This is a genomic window from Hydrogenovibrio halophilus DSM 15072 (assembly GCF_000384235.1).
Taxonomy (GTDB): Bacteria; Pseudomonadota; Gammaproteobacteria; order Thiomicrospirales; family Thiomicrospiraceae; genus Hydrogenovibrio; species Hydrogenovibrio halophilus.
Genome location: NZ_KB913033.1, coordinates 1,108,870 through 1,131,536 on the forward strand (window position 1 = coordinate 1,108,870; position 22,667 = coordinate 1,131,536).

Sequence of the window (22,667 nt, forward strand, 5' to 3'; positions counted from 1 at the left end):
ATTCTAATCCAGTTTTCAGCCAGAGACCACACATCCATGTGACATTTGTGTCACACAGTGGCTTCGGCTGCCGGAGGGGCTTTCAGTTAGGTTTTTTGGGGGGTGTTGAAGGGTCGGATGGAAAACGTTAAGAGCCAGGTTAAGAAGCCAGTTTAAAACGCAAGCCCATGGCATCAATGACTTTGTAGACGGTTTCAAATCTGGGGTGTTTGCCAGCTCCGAACGATTTGTAAAGGCTGTGATACCCCAGCCCCGTTTTTTCCGACAGGGTTTTCATTCCTTCAGAGCGTGCGACCACATTCAGCGCATCGATAAAAAACGCTGGGTCGTTTTCATCCAGAGCGGCCTGTAAGTAAGCTTTGACCTCTTCAGGGGTGCTGAGATAGTCACTGACATCAAACCGATCACTTGTTGTCTGGGTCATGTTTTAACCATCCTTTGATTTTTTTAATGTCTTTCGATTGATTGGGTTTGGAGCCAGCAATCAATAGTAAAACCAGTTCACTTTCTTCTTGTTTGTAGTAAACACGCCAGCCCTGACCCACATCAATGCGTAATTCGTAAAGCTGCCCTTCCAGGTTTTTGTGGTCGCCCCGGTTGCCTTGTTCCAAGCGCCGTAATCGCGTTAGCACGCGTGCCTTAGCGACCGGATCTTTTATGGCGCTTAGGCTTTCATCAAAAGGGCAACGTTCGCCCAGCAAAAACTTTTTAATCAGCCTACTTGAACATTATCCATTTGGATAAATCTTAACGCTTAAGCAACTTAAATACAAAAAATTCTTAGCGAAATCGTCAGGCTGATCTGCCAAGCCCCTGTTGATGTTAATCCGTTCAAGTTCGTGGTTTAGGTTGGGCCGGTTGCAGTTGTCCGTTTTCAATGGTCCAGGCTTGCACGTCGTTTCCGCTGCGGGCGCTGTCGGGGATCAGGTTGAGGCTGGTGGTGGTCAGGAGCGATTGTATGCCCAGTTCCTGCAGCAGATTCAGCAGGGTGAGGCGGTGGTGGGCGTCCAGTTCGGCGGGCAGGTCGTCAATGAGCATGATCACTGTCTGCCCGCTTTGCTGCTCATACAATGCCGCTTGTGCCAGCAGCAGGGCGCAGACAAACAGTTTCTGCTGACCGCGTGACAGGGCCATCTGGGCGTCCATTTTGTCAAAACGGAAACGGATGTCGGCGCGATGGGCACCGTATTGGGTAAACCCTTGTTTGAGGTCTTTGTCCAGATGCGAGGTCAGGGCCTGTTCAAAATCGGGTTGCGCCTGGGGCCAGCCCGGACGGAAACTGACACTGGGCGGGGCGCTGAGCTCCGGCATCAGAGCGCGGCAATAGGTTTCCAGAAACGGGGTCAGGTCATGGAGGTAGGTCTGGCGCAGGGCGTGGAGCTGTTGGTTGGCGGCGATCAGTTGCGCGTCCCAGAGTTGCACCTGATCCGCTGGCAATTGTTGGCGCAGGGCCCGGTTGCGTTGTTTGAGCGCACGCTGATACAACCGCCAGTGCTGCATGAAGTCGGTTTGGGCATGAAAGCAGCCCCAGTCCAGATAATGGCGTCGGGCTTTGGGGCCTTCTTCCAGCAGCCGGTGGCTTTCCGGGGTGAGCAGCTGAACCGGGAGGGTGGCGGCCATCTGCGCCTGAGTACGGACGTTTTCGCCGTTCATGCGCACACTGAGTTGCCCGTCCAGCTGGCGGCTGAGCCCCAGACGGTGACGGTGTTCGCCCTGCTCGACTTCACAGAAAATGACCAGGCCTGGTTGCTGGTGCCGGATCAACTGGCGTGGTTGGGCGGTGCGAAACGAGCGCCCGGAAGCCAGTGCCCACAGGGCTTCGATCACCGCGGTTTTGCCCGCGGCATTGTCCCCGGCAAGCAGATTGATGCCGGGACCGAAGCTCAGGCTGGCCTGTTCGATGTTGCGGAATTGTTGCAGTTGAAGTTGAACCAGTCGGGACAAAGTGTCGCCTTGTCGGCGCTATAGCCGCATCGGCATGATCACATGCTGACAATGACAACCATCGGTTTCGACTTCGATCATGCAACTGCTGTTGGCGTCTTTCATGTGCAAGGTGACCTGCTCATCGTGCATGGCATTGATCACGTCCAGCAGGTAGTTGACGTTGAAGCCGATTTCCATTTCCGGCCCCTGATAATCCAGGGTCATGTCTTCGTGTGATTCGTCCTGTTCCGAGTTTTGGGTGTGAACCGCAATCAGATTGGGCTTGAGCGCCAGGCGGATGCCTTTGAATTTGTCGTTGGACAAGATGGCGGCGCGTTGCAGCAGGCTGCGCAACAGTTCGCGCTGGGCGGTGGCCAGCTGATCGTTGTGCTGGGGCAGGACCCGTTTGTAATCGGGGAAGCGCCCGTCCACCAGTTTGCAGGTAAAGACGGTGTCTTCCATCTGGACGGTCAGGTAATTTTTGGCCAGAGCAAACGCCACCAGGGTTTCGTCATCGCTGATGAGTTTCTGCAGTTCCATCACCCCTTTGCGCGGCAGAATCGCCTGGGTCGCGGTCAGACCTTCGGTTTCGAGCTGGGTGGTGCAGGTCGATAGGCGGTGGCCGTCGGTGGCGACCACTCGCAGGGTCTGGTCGCTGATGTCGAACAGCATTCCGTTCAGGTAAAAGCGCACATCCTGATGGGCCATGGCAAAGGCGCTGTTTGAAATCAGCTGCTTGAGCTGGTGCTGCTGCAGCGAAAAGGACAATTCGGTCTGGGTCAGATCAATGGTGGGGAAGTCTTCCGCCGGCAAAGTGGACAGTTTGAAGCGTGAGCGTCCGGCGGTCAGTTGACAGCGGGTCTGCTCAAAATCCAGTGTGACCAGTACCCCGTCAGGCAGAGAGCGCACAATGCTGATCAGCTTCATCGCCGGCAGAGTGGTGTTGAAATCGCCATCGCTGGTTTCGATCTCGGTGGTGGCCCGGGTTTCGATTTCCAGATCCGATGCGGTGATGGTCAGGGTATTTTGGGTAATCTGAAACAACAGATTGGCCAGCACCGGCATGGTCTGGCGTTTTTCGACCACGCCACCGACGGTTTGCAGGGCCGAAAGCAGATTTTCGCGGGATAGTGAGAATTTCATGAGCAATACCTTTGGTGCTTAATTAGGTGCGTTATGAATCGTAATTTTGCCATCATTATGCCAAGATTTGGACTTGGCGGCTATAGGTTCTTGATGAATTTTCAAAGACCTGCAAGCGGTGCGCTTAATTGGTGATGATTCGGATCAATGTTTGCCAGTCTTCGCCCAGTTGGTGATCGGTTTCGGTCAGTTCCTTGATCTTTTTGACCGCATGCATCACCGTGGTGTGATCGCGTCCGCCAAAGGCATCGCCGATTTCCGGCAGGCTGTGATGGGTCAGTTCCTTGGCAATGGCCATCGCCATCTGGCGCGGTCGAGCAATGTTGCGGGTGCGACGCTTGGACAGAACGTCGGCGACCCGGATTTTGTAATAATCGGCCACGGTTTTCTGAATGTTTTCCAGCGTCACCATTTTCTGTTGCAGCGCCAGCAGGTCTTTGAGCGCTTCTTTGGCCAGGGTGACGGTGATGCTTTGCTGGGTAAACTGGGCAAAAGCGCCGACCCGTTTGAGCGCGCCTTCCAGATCCCGCACATTGCCGCGCAGGCGTTTGGCAATGAAAAAGGCCACATCGTCGGAGAGCAGAAAACCGAATTCGTGGGCCTTTTTCATCAGAATGGCCACGCGCATTTCAAACTCCGGCGGCTCAACCGCAATGGTCAGCCCCCAGCCAAAGCGCGATTTCAGTCGATCTTCCAGCCCGTCCACTTCCTTGGGAAAGCGGTCACTGGTCAGAATCACCTGTTTGTTGCCTTCCAGCAAGGTGTTAAAGGTATGAAAAAATTCTTCCTGCGATTGTTCTTTGTTGGCAAAAAACTGAATGTCATCGATCAGCAGGGCGTCCAGCGAGCGGTAAAAGCGCTTGAAAGATTCGATTTTCTTGTGGCGCAGCGCATTGACCATGTCGGCCACAAACCGCTCGGAGTGTAGATAGACCACCCGCGCCTGGGGGTTGCGTTTCATCAGCTGATTGCCGATGGCGTGCATCAGGTGGGTTTTGCCCAGACCGACGCCGCCGTAAATGAAAAACGGGTTGTAGCCGCCGCCCGGATTGTCGGCCACCTGGTGCGCGGCGGCGGCGGCCAGTTGGTTGGCCTTGCCTTCGACAAACGTCTCAAACGTGAAATGGGTGTTGAGGTTGTGTTTGATCCCCGAGGCCTGTTGGCTGGCCTCGTCCGGGTCCGGAACGTTCTGGTAGCTGTTTGGGTGCGATGCGTTTGACGTGGATTGCGTGTCAGAGGGCGAAGTGCTGTGAGAAAAATCCGACAAGGGGCCAGGACCCTGCTGCGCATGCGGGCGTGTGGGGTCGACTTCTTCAATGCGGTCAATCGCATAATCGCCGATTTCAAGGGACACCTTAGGGGTATTGGCCGGGGCCACCTGATGCACGGCCTGCTGAATCTGGTCAATGAGTTTGTCATTGACCCAGTCGTAGATGAAACCGGAGGGCGCGATCAGGCGCAGGGTCTGGTCTGACTCGACCGCTTCCAGCGGACGAATCCAGGTCAGGAACTGAACATTGCTGAGTCCGGATTCCAGATGTTTCAGTGCTTGGGGCCACAAAACCGTGCTCAAGAGGTCACCTCGGTGGATTGAAATTCTGTCTGAGTTGCTGGTCGCCTGCGAATGAAAGCCAGACCTGGCTCCCACCGGCTGGGCGGCTAGCGAAACGAAATTATACGGGCGAACGCCAGCGAAACCTAGAGGGGGTCTGTGGATAAGTTGGGGATAAAGTCTGTGGATAAACTCAGAATGGTGTCAGTTAAGTCGTTGAAAAAACGTCACTCTTTACACAATCGAAAATTCCTTTATAAAAAAACTTCATCCAAGGCATTGGGGAAATCGAAACGCTTGCTGGCAACGCCATCGGCCTGACTAAAACCAGAACATTTTGATGGCCAGAATGATCAACAGCAGTGCAAACACGCGCTTGAGGATTTTGACCGGCAGTTTGTGGGTCAGGGTCGCGCCAACGGGCGCGGTAAAAAAACTGGCGGCGACAATGCCCAGAAAGGCCGGCCAGTAAATGTAGCCAGTGGCAAAGGCTGGCAAGTCCGGCGTCTGAAATCCGCTGAGCATGAAACCCAGAGTGCCGGCCGCCGCGATGGGCAGGCTCAAGGCAGAAGAAGTGGCAATGGCTTCGGGCATGCGCACGTTGTGCCACATCATATAAGGGGTGTTCAGGGCGCCGCCGCCGATGCCCACCAGGGATGAGAGGCTGCCAATCACGGAACCGGCGCTGAAGCGGCCCAGCTTTCCGGGCATCTCGCGGTGGGGGTTGGGTTGCAGGTCCAACAGCAGTTTGATCGCAATTGCCAATTCGATCAGCGCAAACACTTTGGCCAGAACGGAAGCATTCATAAAATGGGCCAGCCAGCCGCCTAGTAACCCGCCCAGAAAAATGCCCGGTGCCAGAGAGCGGAACAGGTCCCAGCGCACCGCGTCATGTTGCTGGTGTTTGCGCACCGAGGCGGCCGAGGTGATGAAAATGGTGGCCAGAGAGGTGCCGATGGCAAGGTGCACAATATAGTCTGTGTCCAAAAACCAGACAAAGGCCGAGGTGAGAATGGGGACAATGATCAAGCCACCACCGATGCCCAGCAGTCCGGCAAAAAAGCCAGCCACGGCCCCCGTCAGCAAATAGACACCCAATTCCATCAAAAATTCCATGATCCTGCCCTTGTCCCCATTAATTCGTCTCTTCGGAAAAAATCATCGCGGTCATTGTACCTGAGCCCTCCCACAAACGTTTAAGCAAAAAAGCTGGTGTTTTGCGATAATGACCGCATTTTTCATCATGAAATAAAAAGGAAAGGCAATGAAGAGCTTGAAATGGAGTGTGGCCATTGGGGTGTTTGCTCTGCTGCAAAATGCCCAGGCAGCGGTGGTTGAAGTATTGCCGGGGCAGTTCAGTCCGCAAACCAAGCCGTTGACGGTGCTCAGTCTGAAAACCCAGTTTGCCGATTACGGCGGTTTTTACAATAGTGGCCAAAGCAGCGATTCGGTTGCGTTGCAGGACACAGAGCTGAAAGTGTCGCTGACCCATTTTAATCGTTTTCAAGGCGTACCGGTTTTGGGCGTGTTGTCGGCCGGTGGCAGCGAAACCCGGAGAGAAAAGCCGTCAAAAGCCAATAACCAGGGTCTGGACGATATTCAAGTGGCCGGTGGATTCTGGCCCTGGGTGAGCCAGGATCGTCGTCATCATCTGGGGCTGGCACTGGCGGCCAGCCTGCCGACCGGGCAATATGATCAGGACGAAGCGGTCAATACGGGCCATAACCGTTACCGCTTTCTGGGGATCGTCAATCTCAAGCTGACGCTGCACCCGAACTGGGTCTGGGAAACCTACGGTATGTATGAACGACAGACCGACTCTACGGACGCCCGCTATGGATCTTATGACGGCACCAACCGCTATGATCCGAGCGGGTCGGTGACAACGTATCTCAGCTATAAATCGGATCAGCATTGGCAGGTGTATGTGGGGCTGGAAGAAAGTCTGGGGGGCGAAAGCACGTTCGAAGCCGACAATGGTGCCGTAAAAGTGACCACCGACGCTCAGGACGATACCCGCATGTCGGTCGGCGGGCGTTTGCCACTCAGTCGCAGCACCCTGCTCTCTCTGCGCTACAGCCAGACTGTGCGGATGCAGACCGGTTATCGTCAGAATGCGCAATGGATACTCGGCATCAGTCAGGTACTTTAAGGATCGCAAAAACGTGTCAACTTTTTCCCAACAGGTGTATGCACTGGTCGCCCGGATTCCGCCGGGCAAGGTGACCACCTACAAGGCGCTGGCCCAAGCGCTTGATAGCCGTGCCTATCAGGCCATCGGTCAGGCCTTGCACCGTAATCCCACACCCGAGACGGTGCCCTGCCACCGTGTGGTCAAAGCCAATGGGGCGTTGGGCGGGTATGCGTGGGGCGTCAGCCGGAAAAAGGCGCTGCTGGAAAGCGAAGGCGTGCCTTTTTTGAATGGCCATCAAGTGGACCTGAAAACAGGTTATTTTCAGGTCTGATGGGTGGCTGAAGTCTTGGAACGCGCTGGTTTTACCCTCTCTTTCCTCGGGTGTGGGATGTCGCCCTTCTTTTTTTATTAAGCTTTTCTGTCTGATTCTTTTCTGTTTTATGCTCTTTGACGGGTGGGTTTTTTGATCTGTGCCCGGTCCCCTTGCAGGCCTTCAAATCGTTGGTTTGAAAATGTGATCTTTTAAGGTGTTACACTGAAGGTCTGTTGTGACCGTCAATGAGCGGAACAGCATTGTTTTGTGCGTCAGCGTTTTCTCGATCAAGACAATCAGGAGTTCGTCACTGCATTATGAAAGCCTTTGCGAATCCGGTTGGTGCCGGCACCTTATGGTTTCACAGTCTGACAACGGCGGGCGGCACGCCGGTGGCTTACGACCCCCAGGCGCGGGCTTTTTTGCCCATGCGGCCTTTTTGTGCCAACCGTGAAATCATTGGTTGCAATTGGATTGCGCCCGAAGAAGGGGCTTTCTGTCGCGCCTGCGCCATGACGGCGCTGGCTCCGGACCCTGACATTCCCAACGCAATGGCCAATTGGGCGGAAACCGAAGCGGCCAAACGTTGGGTGATTGACAATCTGGGCCGCTGGCTCTGGTTCAGACCGGAAGACCCCGGCACAAGACCGGCTTTTCACATGCTCGCCGACGGAAATACGATCGCGGGGATGGGGCATGGCGATGGCATCGTTACCATCAGTGTGACCGAAGCAGACCCGGTGGTGCGAGTGACACGCAGAGAGGCTCTGGATGAGCCTTTTCGGACCATGATCGGGCACATGCGTCATGAAATTGCGCACATGCTTTGGTGGCGACTGAGTTTGCGTGAGGATTTTCTGATCGCTTTTCGTGAAATGTTTGGCGATGAGCGAACTGATTATATGTCCGCGCTTCAAAAACACTACGGGCAAGGCCCACCCCAGGATTGGGAGTTGTTTTACCTCACTTCCTACGCCTCTTCCCACCCGCACGAAGACTGGGCAGAAACAGCCGCACATCTTCTGCATCTAACCGACATCACAGACAGTGCGGTGGCCACCGACCTGATGTCCCCCGAAATGCCCGGCCATCACTGGGATCCCTACTCAGAGCCAGATACTGAAAGGCTGGTCCATGTCGCCGCCACGCTCGCAACTCGGATCAACCACATCAACCGTTCTATGGGATTGTCGGACATTTACCCCTTTGTGCTTTCAGAGGCGGCCCACCGTAAGCTTGCGTTTGTGCACGGTTGGTTGCGTCGAGGCGCTCAAGGGCTTTGAGCACATTATCCAGCACGCTTTCTCAATGCCATCAGTGTTTTTTGCGCGCGCTTCACTTACCAGGAGGATCATTAAGATGTCGAACTCATCAAAATTGAAAATGTCACAAGAAGCCTTGCCCCAAAACGTCATGTCTTGGCGCGATCCAAAAATGGATTCGGTAAAAGGGACCGAAACCCCCAAGGATCCGAACAAAGGGTACATCGCTCTTTTAGGGTGGAGCCTCAACGCCATCAAAGCCGCGCAAAAGTTTGATCGCCGTTATGTTGTGGTTGCCCCGGAATGGGCGGAGGATTTTTGTACCGCAAACAATATCCCTTATATGGCCTGGGATTTTCTCCGCTTGAATGAAAGGTCGGTGGAGATTGCCCAAAAGCTCAAAGCAGAAGGCGTCGATGTGGCCATTCCGCTTTTCGAAGAAACCGTGGAATGGTCGGGTGCGATCAATTCCGTCCTGCTCGATAACCCGCGCATGTTTGGGCAGTCGATTCTCTTCCGCGACAAAGCGCTGATGAAGCGTCGTGCCCAGCTTGGCGGGATTCGAGTCGGGATCTTTGAGGAAGCCCACGAGAAAGAAGACGTGGTCCGCTTTATGAAGCGTGTCAACCAGACGCTGCTCAAGCTTGATGGTGATCCGGACGATCCGATTCACGTCAAAGCCTTCGACAAAGCCGGTTGTTTGGGTCACAGGATGATCCGTACGTTGGAAGAAATTGATCTGATTCCGGATGAAGAATACCCTTTGCTGATGGAAAGCCACCTGGATGGCTGGGAATTTGCGGTCGAGGCCTGGATTCACGACGGCAAAATCCAGTTTCTCAATATCTCCGAGTATGTGACGCTGGGTTACTCGGTATTTGTGCCCGCCACCAAAGAGCTGGAGAGCTGGCGTAATGCGATTACCCAGCAGATCGAGAAGCTGATCAAGACGTTTGATATTAAGTTTGGTTTGATCCACCCAGAGTACTTCGTCACCGCTGACGGCGAAATGTATTTCGGCGAAGTCGCCTATCGCCCGCCCGGGTTTAAGGCGTTTGAATTGATTGAACGGGCTTACGGCTTCAGTGCTTACCAGGCTTCCATGCTGGTGTTTGACCCCAAGAGCACCAAAGAAGAAGTGGCGGCCTTCTTCCCGCGCGAAGTGGTGGATGCGAAAGGCTATGCCGGTTGTTTTGGTGTCTATCCACGCCGTCGCGTGGTCAGCAAGCTGGAAATGCCCAAGGAGTGTGTGGATCACCCTTATTTTGAATCACACGAACTGGTCGCGCCAGCAGAAGAGACCGTGCCTGATCGGTCGGCTTTCGGCACCCACTGGGGGCTGGTTTTCTTCTTTGGTGACGATCCCATCAAAATGCGTGACCTGTTGAAAGCTCAGGAAGACTTGGACTTCTACGTTTAGCGTAGAGAATGAAGAACGTTTTGGGCTAGCTTTGGAACGATCATAACGGGCTTTAAGGCCCGTTTCTATGAATGCAAAGCGCTGCTTAGACAGGAAGCTTAAGCTCGAAGCGTCCATGTTTTTCATTCATTGCGAGATGAAACAGACATAATACCAGGCGTTATATTCACAGTTTAGAAGAGATTGCCAATGACCACGGATAACGTGCACGTGAACGGTGCCCAGGTTCAAGCCATGGAAGACGCACTGACCGCAGCGATCGCAAAATTGCAGCATGCCACCGGTTTTGCCAAAGTGACTCATCAGTCAGAGGTGCTGGAAATGGCGGCTTGGGTGATGCAGCAACCCGAAGGGGTGCCGGCACTTTATCGGCTGGCACCGGCTATGGATGCAGCGGGCCTGTTTGAAGGAACGGACTGGGCAGAGCCGGAGCGATTGCAACCAGGCCTGGTGGTCAGTACCTTGCAGACAGGGGCCAAAGAGACGGTGGTGCTGGATGCGTTAAGCCATCTGCGATTGCTGGCCATTGTTGAAGGCGTGCATCGTCACCCAGGCATCTCTGCCGAGCAGGCCGAGAAGTTCCTGACGCAGGTGTTGGCACTCAACGTCAACCAGCTGTTTGGCGCAGCAGATGAAACGATGCGTGTGCGTTTGGGCGATCTGGGTGCGGTCGTCAATCAGGTATTTCAGTTTTTGTTGAGTCACATCGGCTTTGAGAACATTCTGGGGCGTTTGATCGATGAAATATGGCGCATTCTTGCTCAGCGCCCCATTCAAACCGCGCACATCAAGATGATGGTGACGCAAGTTTCCATTACTCTGGCGCAGGGCGCAGGGGATATTGGCGAAGTCCGGCTGGGGGCCGACCGCTTGACCAGCGCGTTGTTTGGGCCAACCCAAGGCTGTCTTGACGATCCGGGGATTGAGGCTTACCTGGGACGTCTGGCGTCCATGGATTTGCCAAGCCTGCAGCAGGAAGCCAGTGGCTTTGCCCGGGCCATGCACGATGTGGGTCTGGTGTCGGATTACCATGCCATCTTTTTGCGCTTTGCATTGCAAAATGATCGCCAACTCATTGCCGATGCGCTTGGCCTCAGCAGCACCGGGATGGATGCGATTCGCAGTTATCAGGCTCTGGTTTACCAGCTGATCGATGAAGCGATTTATCCGGAAACGGCACAGGCCGTTTATGGTCTGGCCATGCTGCTGGAGCGGGGCATTCTCTATTCGTCTCCGATTGCGCCGGCTCTTTGGCGCCAGATTGGGCTGGAGTTGAGCGAGCCGACAAGCCGCCTCTTGAAATCCGTGTTTGGCGAGGCAAAACCTCCGCGTGTGCATCTGCTGGCCGGGGTGGTTTCGCTGATTGGTCAGCCCCTGGGGGTTGGACAGGGCAATAACCCAACCTGTCAGTCGGCACGTGCCATCTCAATGTGGTCCTATAATGACCCGGATTATTTGTTGCACTTGATTGCCCAGGCGGCTCGGTTTGATGGTCTGTCCATGCATTTTGAAGGCAGGCTGATTGCCTCGGCGGAATTGGCCGATCACTCGGGGCCAATGCTGTCACTGGACACCGATCCGGTCTCCGTTGTTTTGGTGCCCCATCTTGATCGTGTGTACAACGAAATGGGACGCCTGTGTATTGGGCGGGGCGAAGATCCGCATCGTTGGATCAATCCCGAATTTCATGGCTGGTGGGTCGGGCGCGAATTCTGGATTGCGGTCGACATCGCCACCGGTCAACTGTGTGATTATCACCAATACCTCAGCGCGTTCTATACTTATTATCATCCCTACTACAATGGCAACCAGCCGCTGATACACCCTCAGCCAGCGGGGATTGCGATCACCGACAGCAGCGCCCGATTTGTGGGCTGGCACGCCATCACCCTCATTCGGGTGTCGTTGGATCAGGAAGAAGTCATGCGTGTGTATTTCTTTAACCCGAACAATGACAGCGGACAGGACTGGGGCAATGGCGTGATGGTGTCTACCCAGGGACATGGCGAGCGTTTCGGTGAAGCTTCTTTGCCTTTTGCGCAACTGGCTTCGCGCTTATACATTTTTCATGCGGATCCTTCGGTGGTCCACAGCCAGCTGGCCCCCCCTGATGAAGAGATTCAACAAATCAAAGCCCTGGCCGTAAACAGTTGGGCGGCGGATCGCACTTCGGTTGAGGGGGGCTAGATTTTATTATGGTTCTGAGTGGGTTGAATGGTTCGAACACACCCCTGAGAGCCAAGCCAGGATGAAAAATCACCAGGCCTGGTGATAAAGTCTTGTTTTAGCGTGGCTTATTCCTTATAATGCTGCGTTCTTTAGCACATTCCAGAAAAACGGCGGACGGCAACAAGAATGTCCGACCGGTTTTCTGCGCTTCAATCTGGTTACAGCAACAAGGAATTCAATCATGAAACGTACATTTCAACCCAGCGTTCTAAAGCGTGCCCGCACTCATGGTTTCCGTGCCCGTATGGCGACCAAGAACGGTCGTAAAATCATTGCCGCACGTCGTGCCAAAGGCCGCAAGCGTCTGACGCCTTAATCTTTCCGGCCGGTTTGAATTCATTGGCTGCTTCAGACAATGAAACGCGACCCCGCGCCACCGATTCCGGTGTGTCGTCCCAGGCCGTCTGGCCAGAGACACCGGAACTTTCCAGCAATGCCTTCCCCAAAACCTTTCGCCTGACGACGCCGGCCGATTACCGTGCGGTGTTTGCCGATGCCACCAAATTTGCCAATCGACACTGGACACTGATTGTCCGTCCCAATGCCTGTGCTTACCCGCGTCTGGGCTTGGCGCTGTCCAAAAAGCAGTTGCCCAAAGCCGTGTGCCGTAACCGGGCAAAAAGATTGGCCCGTGAGGCATTTCGTCAACAAAAAACCGCTTTGAGCGGGTATGATATTGTGGTTTTGGGTCGGCGCGGCATGACAGAAGTCGACAACGCGACCCTGAGACAGAGTTTTGAACATCTGGTGCGCAAAATCCGGCGCAGTGGCCTGAAAGACGCCGCACCTGTCAAACAATCGAACCCGATGGAATAACACCCAGGAAATAACCGCATGAATATGAGAACCTTTTGGTGGCTTGCGCTCGCTTTTACCCTGTTGTGGCTATGGATGGAATGGGCCAAGTTTCAGCATGCCCAAAGTCTGCCAACCCAGACGCAGAGCCAGTCGCAAACCACTCAGGCACAGGCCGATTCGCCAGACGCTCCTCAGGGATCGGCGTCAACGGATGCGCCGCTGGATGTGCCTACGGCCAATGATCAGGCCACCGATCAGCCGCAGGACGTGCCCACGGCTCAGGAAGAAATTGCCAAGGCCCAGCGTATCCATGTCAAAACCGATGTGCTGGATCTGACTCTGGATACCCAGGGTGGGGACATTCGAGAAGTGTTTCTGCAGGAGTATGCGGCTTCCAATGACCGCGACAAGCCGTTCCAGCTGATGGGCGATTCCGGGCAAATGATGTATGTGGCCCAGAACGGTCTGGCCACGCAATCGGGTGCCAATCTGCCCGCGCCGACCCACCGTTCGGTCTATCAGGCCAAGCAGACCCGTTACGAGATGCAGGGCGATTCGCTCGATGTGCCCATGACGTGGGAGCAGGACGGGATCAAAGTCACCAAAACCTACCATTTCACCCGTGGCGAATATGTGGTGGACGTCAGTTATCAGGTTGAAAACAACTCTCAGCAGGAATGGGCCGGCAGCCTCTATTCTCAGCTCAAACGCAACAAATACGACCCGGATCACAGTGCCTTGATGTACACCTACACCGGCCCGGCCTTGTACGACGGCAATGCCGAAGACCGGTTTGTGAAGCATTCGTTTGACGATCTGGAAAGCGCGAAAATCGAAGGCAAACAAGTCAACGGTGGCTGGGCCGCCATGATTCAGCATTATTTCATGTCTGCCGTGATTCCGGATCAGGACGCGCAGAACCGCTTTTTCGCCAAGCCGGTGGGCAATGGCGAATACGTGGCCGGTGTGGTCGAACCCATGTCCAAACTGGCACCGGGCGAGACGGCCACTCTGAACACCGAGCTTTATATGGGGCCGATCATCCAAAAACGTCTGGAAGACATTGCGCCGGGCCTGGAAATGACGGTGGACTATGGCATCTTTACCCTGATTTCCGAGCCGATTTTCTGGGTGCTGGACAAAATCCACTCGCTGGTCGGCAACTGGGGTTGGTCGATCATTATCCTGACCATTCTGATCAAGCTGCTGTTTTACAAGCTGTCGGAAACCTCGTACCGCTCGATGGCCAAGCTGAAAAAATTCCAGCCCAAGCTCAAGCAGCTGAAAGAAAACTACGGCGACGACAAAGCGCTGTTCCAGCAGAAAATGATGAAGCTCTACAAGGAAGAGAAAATCAATCCGCTGGGCGGCTGTCTGCCGATTCTGGTGCAGATGCCGGTGTTCATCGCACTCTACTGGGTACTGCTGTATTCGGCGGAAATGCGTCAGGCTCCGTGGATTCTGTGGATCGATGACCTGTCCACCAAAGATCCCTACTTTATCCTGCCGATCCTGATGGGGATTTCCATGTGGGTGCAGCAAAAACTGAATCCGTCGGCGATGATGGACGAAATGCAGCAGAAGGTGATGAAAGCCCTGCCGTTCATTTTCACCGTCTTCTTTATGTTCTTCCCCGCCGGTCTGGTTCTGTACTGGGTGGTGAACAACATCCTGTCGGTGGCGCAGCAGTGGTACATCACCCGCAAGATCGAAGCCGGCGAAGAAAAATAGAGGATTTGCGATGCAACTGACTTACGAGAAACCCGGAAAAGACCACCCGATGTTCGGTCGGGTGGATTTCATTGTCGCCGATGGCACCACGCCGCTTTGCTACAAGGTCGGTGACCATTATCTGCCACTGGAAACCTCTGCCGGGAGCACCAGCGCCGCGCAGGATTCCGCCAAGGCCGCCGAGTCGGTCAAAACGCGGGATCTGTTTGTGCTGTCGTTCAAGATCAATGACGAAGACGAGGAAATGACCTTTACCTCGAAAAAGAAGCTCGACAAAGCCCGCGACGCCCTGAGCGCCAAGCCGTTTGTCAGTGACTTTGACGTCAAAACCTATCGCGTGCTGGCGGAGTAGGCATGAGCCTGGCCAAGCGCATTGATCAACGCCCGTTACGGGCGTTTTTTGTCTCTGTCACCGGCGGTCCGGCATGAGCGATCCCCTGTTTATGTCCGCTCAGACCGAGACCATCGCCGCTCTGGCCACGCCGCCGGGTCGCGGTGGGGTCGGCATTGTCCGGGTCTCGGGCCCGCAAAGCCGTGCCATTGCCCAGGCCATGCTGGGGCAGTGTCCGCCACCACGCTATGCTCATTTCGGCCCTTTTTACGGCAAAGACGGCACGGTGCTGGATCAAGGCATCGCACTGTTCTTTGAAGGCCCGCATTCGTTTACCGGCGAAGACGTGATCGAATTTCAGGGCCACGGCGGCCCGGTGGTGATGCAGTGGCTGTTGAATCGGGCCGTGACACTGGGCGCACGTCTGGCCGATCCGGGCGAGTTTTCCCAACAGGCGTTTTTGAATGACAAGCTGGATCTGGCTCAAGCCGAAGCCATTGCCGATCTGATCGATGCCAGCTCGGATCAGGCCGCGCGTTCGGCCCTACGCTCGCTGCAGGGCGAATTTTCCAACCGCATTCACACCCTGGTGGAGCAGTTGATCGCCCTGCGCATTTATGTGGAAGCCGCGATCGATTTCCCCGACGAGGAAATCGACTTTTTGAGCGACGGCAAGGTCGCGGCCGATCTGGCCGAAATCGAATCACAGTTGGCTTTCGTGCTGGCCAGTGCCCGTCAGGGTGCGATGCTGCGCGAAGGGCTGTCGGTGGTGATACTGGGACGGCCCAATGCGGGCAAATCCAGTCTGCTCAATGCCTTGTCGGGCCGCGAATCGGCGATTGTGACCGACATTGCCGGCACCACGCGCGACATTGTTAAAGAAGAAATTGTGATCGATGGCCTGCCATTGCATGTGCTCGACACCGCCGGGCTGCGCGAGGCCACCGATGCGGTGGAGAAAATCGGGATCGAGCGCGCCTGGGCGGCACTGGATCAGGCCGACCACGTGCTGGTGATGGTTCAGGGCGGGGAGGCGATGGCCGAAGAAGACCGTCGCATTCTGGCGCAACTGCCGCGCGGCATGCCGGTGACCCTGATCCACAATAAGATCGATCTGATGGAACAATCACCAGGCCTGGTCAAAAATGACGCCTCGGAACAGGCGCAAAGCGGTGTCGAAACCGAAATCTGGCTCTCGGCCAAACACGGGATCGGTCTGGACCTGCTCACCGCACATTTAAAAGACCGGATGGGCCTGCTCCAGACCAGCGAAGGCGTGGTCATGGCCCGAGAACGCCATTTGCAGGCCCTGCAGGCCGCGCAAAGCCATCTGGAACAGGGCCGGGTGCAATTGCACGATTTCGCCGCCGGCGAACTGCTGGCCGAAGACCTGCGTCAGGCTCAACAGGCGCTGTCGTCCATCACCGGCGAATTCACCTCCGACGACCTGCTGGGCCGGATTTTTTCATCCTTCTGTATTGGGAAATGACATGTTAGCTTTTATGAATTGGGTGACCGGTTGGTTTGGGTACGAGTGGGTGATGGATGAGCGTCCGCGCCCGCTGGAGGACGAATCCGATCCGATTTCGGATGAGGGTTGGGAAGACCTGCACCGGCATTCGCCACGCTATCGCTTGCGGAAAATACCGAAGGAATCGGATTGATGAACCACACGCCTCTGTTGCCGGTGGAAACGCGCCTGAAGCTTGAAAAAACCGCGATCAAGCTGGTGATGGTGGGCGATGCGATCATGGCCATTCTGGGGTTTGCGTTTTTCTATGCGACCTACTCCCACGCCATTCTGATGGACGCGGTGTACCCGTTTATTGATCTGATCGCCGCGTTGCTGACTTTGCGTGTGGTCTCGCTGTTTGCCCGCCAGACCCGCCAGCCGGAATCGGGTCACCATTTTATGGGGTATGCGGTGTTCGAGCCGGTACTCAATTTCATCAAAGGCATACTGATTCTGGGCGTGATTCTGGTGGCGTTTTATGCCTCGGTCAAGGCGCTCTTTACCGGCGGGCGCATGATCGATGCGCACACCGCGGTGTTTTATTCGGTGCTGGCCTCGCTGATCAATTTTGGTCTGGCCTGGTACCTGCATCGGTTGAACAAACTGGCACGTTCCTCCTTGATTGAGGTGGACTTGCAGGGTTGGTTGATTGGTGGCTGGCTGTCGGTGGCGGTGGGGCTGTCGTTCGCTCTGGCCATCTGGCTGGAAAATCTGGGCTGGTATGCCTGGTTGCCTTACACCGATCCGGTGGTGGTGGTGATTCTGATTCTGGTGATCTTGCCGATGCCGCTGAAAATCCTCAAGGAAAATGGCCTGCAGATTGTGCGCCGCAGTGGCAACAGCGACACGGGACGGGCGATCAAGCAACGGATAGTCAGCGCGCTGGAAGGGCTGACCGACCGACATGGCGACCTCGTCTCACCGGAGCAGGTGAAAATGCGCTATCTGCAGATGGGACGCATGGTCTATGTGCAGGCGTATGTGCTGGTACCGGTTGACGCAGAGGTGACGCTGGCGCAGCAGGATGCGGCCAGGGCACGGGCGCATCAGGCGCTGGCGCAGCAACTGGACTATTTTTCGCTGGATTTGGTGTTTACCCAACAGGCTGATTGGCTGGCGTAAGGCGGGTTTGTCCCGGCCGTAGCGGAGAGAATCTTGGCTGGGCGGTACATACCGAACCAGATGCTTCGGCTTCGCTCAGCATGACAGGGATTTGGTCGGCTTGGGCGGTTTATCGCTTATCGGTTGTCATTCGGCGAATGCCCTTGTCATCCCGACCGAAGCGGAGGGATCTTTGGCGGGTTGGCACATGCGAGTAAGATGCTTCGGCTTCGCTCAGCATGACGGTTTATTTAACAATCTCTATATCTCAGAGGAATCAGACAATGCGCAGCGTTCATCCAAACAGGGTCGGGTTGGTCAGTGTGTTTCTGGCGCTGGCGATCGGGGCTGGCTGCTCCGAGTCGGAGCCGGAATCCGGTGCGGAACCGCCGCCGGTGGTGCAGGCGTATGCGGTTACGGCAACCCCTCAGCCGGGCCAGACCCTCAGTGGCGAGGTGGTGCCGCGCTTTCAAACCGCGATGAGCTTTCGGGTCGGGGGCGAAGTGGTGGAACGCCGGGTGGAAGTGGGCGACCGACTCAAACCCGGTGCCGTGCTGATGAAGCTGGACCCGACCGATTTTGAACTGGCGCTGGATGCGTTGCAGGCCAATATGGATGCGACCCGCTCCGAAATCGTCAATGCCCGTTCGGAGCTGGCACGGCTGGAACGTCTGTTTCAAAAAAATCTGACCTCTGAGCAGTCGTTGGATCGGGCACAGAATCAGCTCAATGTGTTGCAGGCCCGTCTGGAAACCCAAAAACGCGAAGCGGCGCAAACCCAGCATCAGATCGACTATGCGACCTTGCGTGTGCCCGACAATCTACCAGGCCTGGTCAAAATCACAGACGTTTTGACCGAGACCGGCGAAGTGGTCAATCCGGGCCAGCCGGTGTTGCGTTTGGCCAGCGTGGCACCCACGGAAGTGGCCATCGATTTGCCTCAATCACTGCGTCAGAACCCGCCGGAAGCCGTTTCCGTCACCTTGAATGAACAGACATTTGAATTGGCGTTGCAGCGAAGCGGCGATCAGGCCAACCCACAAAGCCGTACCTGGCCCGCCTGGTATGGCCTGACTGACACGGACAAAAATCACCAGGCCTGGTTAAAACAGGCTCAGTGGGGCAAGACCGTGGCCGCGCGTCTGCCTCAGGCCGATCAAGCCTTACAAGCCTTCAGGGTGCCGGTGAGTGCCCTGCTGCGTCGTGGCGAGACGGCTCAGGTCTGGCGGCTGCAACCCGACGACAGCACAGATACGGGATACACTCTGGTGGCCGTATCGGTCGAGGTGCAGGCGATCAGCCATGATTGGGCCTGGGTGCAGGCCGACGCCAGCCGCCAAAACACACTGGGCGCAGGCGATGAATTGGTCGCCTTTGGCGTTCACAAACTGCACGCCGGTCAGGCCGTGCGGAGGCTGGCCCCTTGAAACGCTTTAACCTGTCGGCCTACGCGGTCCAGCACCCGGCGCTGAGCCTGTATTTTATTGTGGTGGTGGCGCTGGCCGGTTTGTGGGCGTTTATGAACATGGGCCGCGCCGAAGACCCGAGTTTTGATGTGAACACCATGGTGGTCAGCGCCCAGTGGCCGGGGGCGACGGCGGAACAGATGCAGGAACAGGTCGCCGATCCGCTCAGCCGCGAGCTGTTGAAAATCCGCTATATGGACCGGGTGGAGACCAAAGTCCAGCCGGGCGCGGTCAGTTTGATGGTGACCTTTGCCGATCACACACCCGGCGGTCTGACCCAGGATTTGTATTATCAGGTGCGCAAACGCCTGACCGACATTGCCCCGAGCTTGCCCGATGGCGTGCAGGGGCCGGTGTTCAATGACGATTTTGAGGACGTTTATTTCAGTCTGTATGCCCTGACCGCCGAAGACATGCCGCAGTCGGCCATGCTGAAAACAGCGGATCGGTTGCAGGTGGGGCTCAGTCGCATTGATGGGGTCAAGAAAGTGGATCTGATCGGCGAACAGGCGCAACGGATTTGGGTGGACTTGGATTTGGCGGCGCTGAGCCAGCGGCAATTGAGTCCAGCTCAGATTCAAACGGCGTTGAGCGCGCATCTGGACGTCACCCCGAGCGGGTTTGTCGACACCCAGGGACCTCGAATCTATCTGCGTTCACGCCTCAATGGCGAAGGCGTGGCACCCGATGCCCAGGCGATGGCCGATTTGCCCCTGAATGTGGACGGACAAATGTTGCGTCTGGGGGACGTGGCCGATGTTTATCGTGGTACCGAAGACCCGCCGAGTTTTCTGATTCGCAACAAGGGCGAGCCGGCGCTGATGATCGGGGTGATCATGCAGGATCAGACCAATGGTCTGACGCTGGAACAACGCCTGAAAACGTTTGAACAGACCGCGCATCAGGACCTGCCGGTGGGCATGCGACTGGAAAAAGTCACCAATCAGGCAGATGCGATCAAGCGCGCGGTCTCGACCTTTGAGCTCAAATTCATGACCGCATTGCTGGTGGTGTGGCTGGTGAGTCTGGCCACGCTGGGACTGCGCGCCGGGGTGGTGGTGGCTTTGGCGGTGCCGCTGACGCTGGCGATGACGTTTGTGTTTATGGTGATCGAAGGGTTCAATCTGGATCGGATCACCCTGGGCGCACTGATCATTTCCCTGGGGTTGCTGGTGGACGACGCCATTATTTCGATTGAAATGATGCTGGTGAAAATGAAAGAGGGGCTCGACAAGGCCAAATCGGCGGCGTTTGCCTGGCAGGTCACCGCCGCGCCGATGCTGGTGGGCACACTGGTCACGGTGGTGGGGTTTCTGCCCATCGGGCTGGCGCAATCGCGGGTCGGCGACTACGCTGGTGGGATTTTCTGGGTGCTGGGCACCACCCTGATCGCGTCCTGGCTGGTCGCGGTGTATTTTATTCCCTATCTGGGGGTGAAGCTGCTCAAGGTGCCTGCGAATAAATCCGGCACGGGCGAAAACCGTGACGACCCTTATCAGACCCGGTTTTACCGACGGTTGCGCTCGGTGATCAAAGCTTGTGTGCGCTATCGGAAAACCGTGGTGGCGCTGACGGTGGGCGTGTTTGCGCTGTCGGTGGTGGGCATGGTCACCCAGGTGGAAAAACAGTTTTTCCCCAGCTCGGACCGCCCGGAACTGATGGTGGATGTGTATCTGCCCAAAGGCTCGTCGATTAAGGCGACCGATGCGGTGACCCGAGAGTTGGAAGCGGTGATCAAAGAGTACGACGAAGTCGAATCCCTGTCGGCCTATGTGGGGCAGGGCGCGCCGCGTTTCTTTCTGGCATTGAACCCGGAATTGCCCAATCCGGCCTTTGCCAAAATCATTGCGGTGACCCATGACAAGGACGCACGCATGGCCCTGCGGGAAAAACTGCAGGCACGGATTGATGGCGGTGAGTTTGGCGAGGCGCGGGTGCGGGTGCATCCGTTGCTGTTTGGCCCGCCGGTGCAGTGGCCGGTCAGTTTCCGGGTGATGGGGCCGGAGCTGGAGCAGTTGCGTCCGATTGCCGAGCGCTTGCGGACGATCATGGCCGAACAGACGTTTACCCGTGACCCGCACTTGCAGTGGGGTGAGCAGGCCCCGGTGTTGCAATTGGATTTTGAGGCCGACCGTTTGGCGCGTCTGGGCCTGAGTCAGGCCGAGGTCAAAGCGCAACTGGCGGCGGCGCTGGATGGGATCACCGTCTCTGAAATCAAACGTGATCAGCGCACCCTGGCGGTGAAAGTGCGTGCCGATGCGGCGGCACGCGCCCATCCCGAGCGTCTGGCCGATCTGCCGATTCGCTTGCCCGTGAGCGCCGGCAGCGATGCGCCGCCCACCGTGCCACTGTCGCATCTGGCGAAGCTCAGCTGGGGCTATGAAATGCCGTGGCTGGAGCGACGCAACCGCGAACCGGTGATGCAGGTCAACGCGCAGATCGAATCGGGCATGCAACCGCCGGTGGCGACCGAACGTCTGATGCAGGCGTTTGCGCCGGTGCTCGCCGATTTGCCGCACGGCTATCGGGTCGAGGTGGGCGGCTCGGTCGAGGAATCGGGCAAAGCACAAAGTTCGATCAAGGTGATGATGCCGCTGATGTTACTGGTGATGTCGCTGCTGATCATGCTGTTGGTCAAATCGATCAGCACCTTGTTTATGGTGTTGGTCACGGCCCCGTTGGGACTGATCGGAGCGGTGGCGGCGATGTGGCTGTTCAATCAGCCATTCGGCTTTGTGGCCAATCTGGGTCTGATCGGACTGGGCGGGATTTTGATGCGCAACACCCTGATTCTGACCGGGCAGATCGACGACAACCGCCAGCAGGGCATGGCGCTGGGCGAGGCGCTGGTGGATGCCACCGTGCGCCGCGCGCGGCCAGTGTTGCTGACCGCGCTGGCGGCCATGCTGGCGTTTATTCCGTTGACCACGTCCACCTTCTGGGGGCCGATGGCCTATGTCCTGATCGGCGGGATTGGCATGGGCACGCTGTTGACGTTATTATTTCTGCCGGCTTTGTATGCGCTCTGGTTTCGGGTCAAGGTGGCGTAAATGAGTTATGCGATGCCCGCTCATCCCCATGAGGCCGAAATCGAAATCAAAAAAAGCCGTTTTCTTGCCTTTGCGCATCCGATTGACTCACGCGAACAGGCGATGGCGATTGTGGCCGACTACAAAGCCGCTTATCCGGATGCGCGTCATCATTGCTGGGCTTACCAGTTGGGCGATCCGGCCTGCGCTTACAATGCCGGGATGGACGACGACGGCGAGCCGTCCGGCACCGCGGGCAAGCCGATTTTGAATGTGCTCAGCCACAAAGACGTGGGCGATGTGCTGGTGGTGGTTGTGCGCTATTTTGGCGGCGTCAAACTGGGTGCGGGCGGACTGACCCGTGCCTACGCCCAATCGGCGCAGGCGGTGATGGAAACCCTGCCGGTGATCGAAAAGGTCGCTATGGTTGAGGTTCAGGTCACTGGCGATTTTGCCTGTGAGCAATGGCTGCGCCATCAGGCCGCGCAATTTGACGCCGAAGTGGCGGCGGTCGATTACGGCCAAACCGTGTGTGTGACCCTGCACTGGCCCCAGGCCAGCTGGCCCGAATTCGAAGCCATGCTCGAAGGGCAGGCCAGTATTGAGCATTGGAAACGAATGGATGAACCAAGCACCTGACTCAAAAAAGTTTTCATGCTGGCCCAAACCGAAGCCTCTTTTGTTGGCGGTGCAATTTTTTGAAAGATCCCTCCGCTGCG

The 22,667-nt window shown here is 56.4% G+C and carries 21 protein-coding genes; 15 read left to right on the plus strand and 6 right to left on the minus strand.

Annotation, left to right across the window (positions count from 1 at the left end; all coding sequences use genetic code 11):
• Positions 1–139 precede the first annotated feature (139 nt).
• From A377_RS0105320 to A377_RS0105345, 6 genes are all read right to left on the minus strand, one after another.
• Positions 140–424, minus strand: a complete 285-nt coding sequence (locus tag A377_RS0105320) for an addiction module antidote protein (protein ID WP_019895169.1) — start codon at positions 422–424, stop codon at positions 140–142.
• The gene (locus A377_RS0105325; RefSeq protein ID WP_051083143.1) at positions 405–701 is read right to left on the minus strand and encodes a type II toxin-antitoxin system RelE/ParE family toxin; all 297 of its coding nucleotides are present in this window, start codon (positions 699–701) and stop codon (positions 405–407) included. Before A377_RS0105325 ends, A377_RS0105320 begins: the two co-directional genes overlap by 20 nt.
• Before the next feature lie 130 nt (positions 702–831).
• On the minus strand, positions 832–1,944 hold the full coding sequence (gene recF, locus A377_RS0105330) for a DNA replication/repair protein RecF (protein WP_019895171.1): 1,113 nt from the start codon (positions 1,942–1,944) through the stop codon (positions 832–834).
• An 18-nt stretch (positions 1,945–1,962) separates the two neighbouring features.
• Positions 1,963–3,069 (minus strand): DNA polymerase III subunit beta, encoded by a 1,107-nt coding sequence (dnaN, locus tag A377_RS0105335; RefSeq protein WP_019895172.1) that lies wholly within the window; start codon positions 3,067–3,069, stop codon positions 1,963–1,965.
• A gap of 124 nt (positions 3,070–3,193) precedes the next feature.
• Positions 3,194–4,642 carry a chromosomal replication initiator protein DnaA gene (dnaA, locus tag A377_RS0105340; protein ID WP_028485289.1) on the minus strand — a complete coding sequence of 483 codons (1,449 nt, stop codon included), beginning with the start codon at positions 4,640–4,642 and terminating at the stop codon, positions 3,194–3,196.
• Positions 4,643–4,942: 300 nt separating this feature from the next.
• Entirely contained in the window at positions 4,943–5,737 is a 795-nt protein-coding gene (locus A377_RS0105345) for a sulfite exporter TauE/SafE family protein (protein ID WP_019895174.1), read from the minus strand.
• A gap of 148 nt (positions 5,738–5,885) precedes the next feature.
• On the opposite strand from A377_RS0105345, the gene A377_RS0105350 reads away from it, so the two are divergent.
• The 15 genes from A377_RS0105350 to A377_RS11955 all read left to right on the plus strand — a co-directional run bounded on the left by A377_RS0105350 (position 5,886) and on the right by A377_RS11955 (position 22,587).
• The gene (locus A377_RS0105350; protein WP_019895175.1) at positions 5,886–6,773 is read left to right on the plus strand and encodes a transporter; all 888 of its coding nucleotides are present in this window, start codon (positions 5,886–5,888) and stop codon (positions 6,771–6,773) included.
• A gap of 13 nt (positions 6,774–6,786) precedes the next feature.
• The gene (locus A377_RS0105355; protein ID WP_028485291.1) at positions 6,787–7,086 is read left to right on the plus strand and encodes an MGMT family protein; all 300 of its coding nucleotides are present in this window, start codon (positions 6,787–6,789) and stop codon (positions 7,084–7,086) included.
• A gap of 299 nt (positions 7,087–7,385) precedes the next feature.
• Positions 7,386–8,351: a zinc-binding metallopeptidase family protein gene (locus A377_RS0105360; RefSeq protein ID WP_019895177.1), complete on the plus strand. Its 966-nt coding sequence runs from the start codon at positions 7,386–7,388 to the stop codon at positions 8,349–8,351.
• A gap of 76 nt (positions 8,352–8,427) precedes the next feature.
• Positions 8,428–9,750, plus strand: coding sequence for an ATP-grasp domain-containing protein (locus tag A377_RS0105365; RefSeq protein WP_028485292.1), 1,323 nt, complete (start codon positions 8,428–8,430; stop codon positions 9,748–9,750).
• 189 nt (positions 9,751–9,939) lie between these two features.
• Positions 9,940–11,937 (plus strand): hypothetical protein, encoded by a 1,998-nt coding sequence (locus A377_RS0105370; protein ID WP_019895180.1) that lies wholly within the window; start codon positions 9,940–9,942, stop codon positions 11,935–11,937.
• Between the two features lie 223 nt (positions 11,938–12,160).
• Positions 12,161–12,295, plus strand: a complete 135-nt coding sequence (gene rpmH / locus A377_RS12965; RefSeq protein WP_068581062.1) for a 50S ribosomal protein L34 — start codon at positions 12,161–12,163, stop codon at positions 12,293–12,295.
• Positions 12,296–12,318: 23 nt separating this feature from the next.
• The gene (gene rnpA, locus A377_RS11950; protein WP_245546779.1) at positions 12,319–12,795 is read left to right on the plus strand and encodes a ribonuclease P protein component; all 477 of its coding nucleotides are present in this window, start codon (positions 12,319–12,321) and stop codon (positions 12,793–12,795) included.
• An 18-nt stretch (positions 12,796–12,813) separates the two neighbouring features.
• Positions 12,814–14,508, plus strand: coding sequence for a membrane protein insertase YidC (gene yidC / locus A377_RS0105380; RefSeq protein WP_028485293.1), 1,695 nt, complete (start codon positions 12,814–12,816; stop codon positions 14,506–14,508).
• Positions 14,509–14,518: 10 nt separating this feature from the next.
• The gene (locus A377_RS0105385) at positions 14,519–14,860 is read left to right on the plus strand and encodes a hypothetical protein (RefSeq protein WP_019895183.1); all 342 of its coding nucleotides are present in this window, start codon (positions 14,519–14,521) and stop codon (positions 14,858–14,860) included.
• A 73-nt stretch (positions 14,861–14,933) separates the two neighbouring features.
• The gene (mnmE, locus tag A377_RS0105390; RefSeq protein WP_019895184.1) at positions 14,934–16,328 is read left to right on the plus strand and encodes a tRNA uridine-5-carboxymethylaminomethyl(34) synthesis GTPase MnmE; all 1,395 of its coding nucleotides are present in this window, start codon (positions 14,934–14,936) and stop codon (positions 16,326–16,328) included.
• 13 nt (positions 16,329–16,341) lie between these two features.
• Positions 16,342–16,503: a hypothetical protein gene (locus tag A377_RS13100; protein ID WP_019895185.1), complete on the plus strand. Its 162-nt coding sequence runs from the start codon at positions 16,342–16,344 to the stop codon at positions 16,501–16,503.
• Complete coding sequence (locus A377_RS0105400) at positions 16,503–17,474, plus strand: cation transporter (protein WP_019895186.1); 972 nt, start codon at positions 16,503–16,505, stop codon at positions 17,472–17,474. Before A377_RS13100 ends, A377_RS0105400 begins: the two co-directional genes overlap by 1 nt.
• Before the next feature lie 263 nt (positions 17,475–17,737).
• On the plus strand, positions 17,738–18,880 hold the full coding sequence (locus tag A377_RS0105405) for an efflux RND transporter periplasmic adaptor subunit (protein ID WP_157760754.1): 1,143 nt from the start codon (positions 17,738–17,740) through the stop codon (positions 18,878–18,880).
• Positions 18,877–21,969, plus strand: a complete 3,093-nt coding sequence (locus tag A377_RS0105410; RefSeq protein ID WP_019895189.1) for an efflux RND transporter permease subunit — start codon at positions 18,877–18,879, stop codon at positions 21,967–21,969. Before A377_RS0105405 ends, A377_RS0105410 begins: the two co-directional genes overlap by 4 nt.
• Positions 21,970–22,587 (plus strand): YigZ family protein, encoded by a 618-nt coding sequence (locus A377_RS11955; RefSeq protein WP_051083144.1) that lies wholly within the window; start codon positions 21,970–21,972, stop codon positions 22,585–22,587. It begins immediately after the preceding gene.
• Positions 22,588–22,667: the final 80 nt, after the last annotated feature.

Coding starts and splice junctions, on each gene's coding strand:
- A377_RS0105320 (WP_019895169.1), bottom strand. CDS start 424: ATGACCCAGACAACAAGTGATCGGTTTGATGTCAGTGACTATCTCAGC.
- dnaN (WP_019895172.1), bottom strand. CDS start 3,069: ATGAAATTCTCACTATCCCGCGAAAATCTGCTTTCGGCCCTGCAAACC.
- A377_RS0105345 (WP_019895174.1), bottom strand. CDS start 5,737: ATGGAATTTTTGATGGAATTGGGTGTCTATTTGCTGACGGGGGCCGTG.
- A377_RS0105350 (WP_019895175.1), top strand. CDS start 5,886: ATGAAGAGCTTGAAATGGAGTGTGGCCATTGGGGTGTTTGCTCTGCTG.
- A377_RS0105360 (WP_019895177.1), top strand. CDS start 7,386: ATGAAAGCCTTTGCGAATCCGGTTGGTGCCGGCACCTTATGGTTTCAC.
- A377_RS0105365 (WP_028485292.1), top strand. CDS start 8,428: ATGTCGAACTCATCAAAATTGAAAATGTCACAAGAAGCCTTGCCCCAA.
- A377_RS0105370 (WP_019895180.1), top strand. CDS start 9,940: ATGACCACGGATAACGTGCACGTGAACGGTGCCCAGGTTCAAGCCATG.
- rpmH (WP_068581062.1), top strand. CDS start 12,161: ATGAAACGTACATTTCAACCCAGCGTTCTAAAGCGTGCCCGCACTCAT.
- yidC (WP_028485293.1), top strand. CDS start 12,814: ATGAATATGAGAACCTTTTGGTGGCTTGCGCTCGCTTTTACCCTGTTG.
- A377_RS0105385 (WP_019895183.1), top strand. CDS start 14,519: ATGCAACTGACTTACGAGAAACCCGGAAAAGACCACCCGATGTTCGGT.
- mnmE (WP_019895184.1), top strand. CDS start 14,934: ATGAGCGATCCCCTGTTTATGTCCGCTCAGACCGAGACCATCGCCGCT.
- A377_RS13100 (WP_019895185.1), top strand. CDS start 16,342: ATGAATTGGGTGACCGGTTGGTTTGGGTACGAGTGGGTGATGGATGAG.
- A377_RS0105400 (WP_019895186.1), top strand. CDS start 16,503: ATGAACCACACGCCTCTGTTGCCGGTGGAAACGCGCCTGAAGCTTGAA.
- A377_RS0105405 (WP_157760754.1), top strand. CDS start 17,738: ATGCGCAGCGTTCATCCAAACAGGGTCGGGTTGGTCAGTGTGTTTCTG.
- A377_RS11955 (WP_051083144.1), top strand. CDS start 21,970: ATGAGTTATGCGATGCCCGCTCATCCCCATGAGGCCGAAATCGAAATC.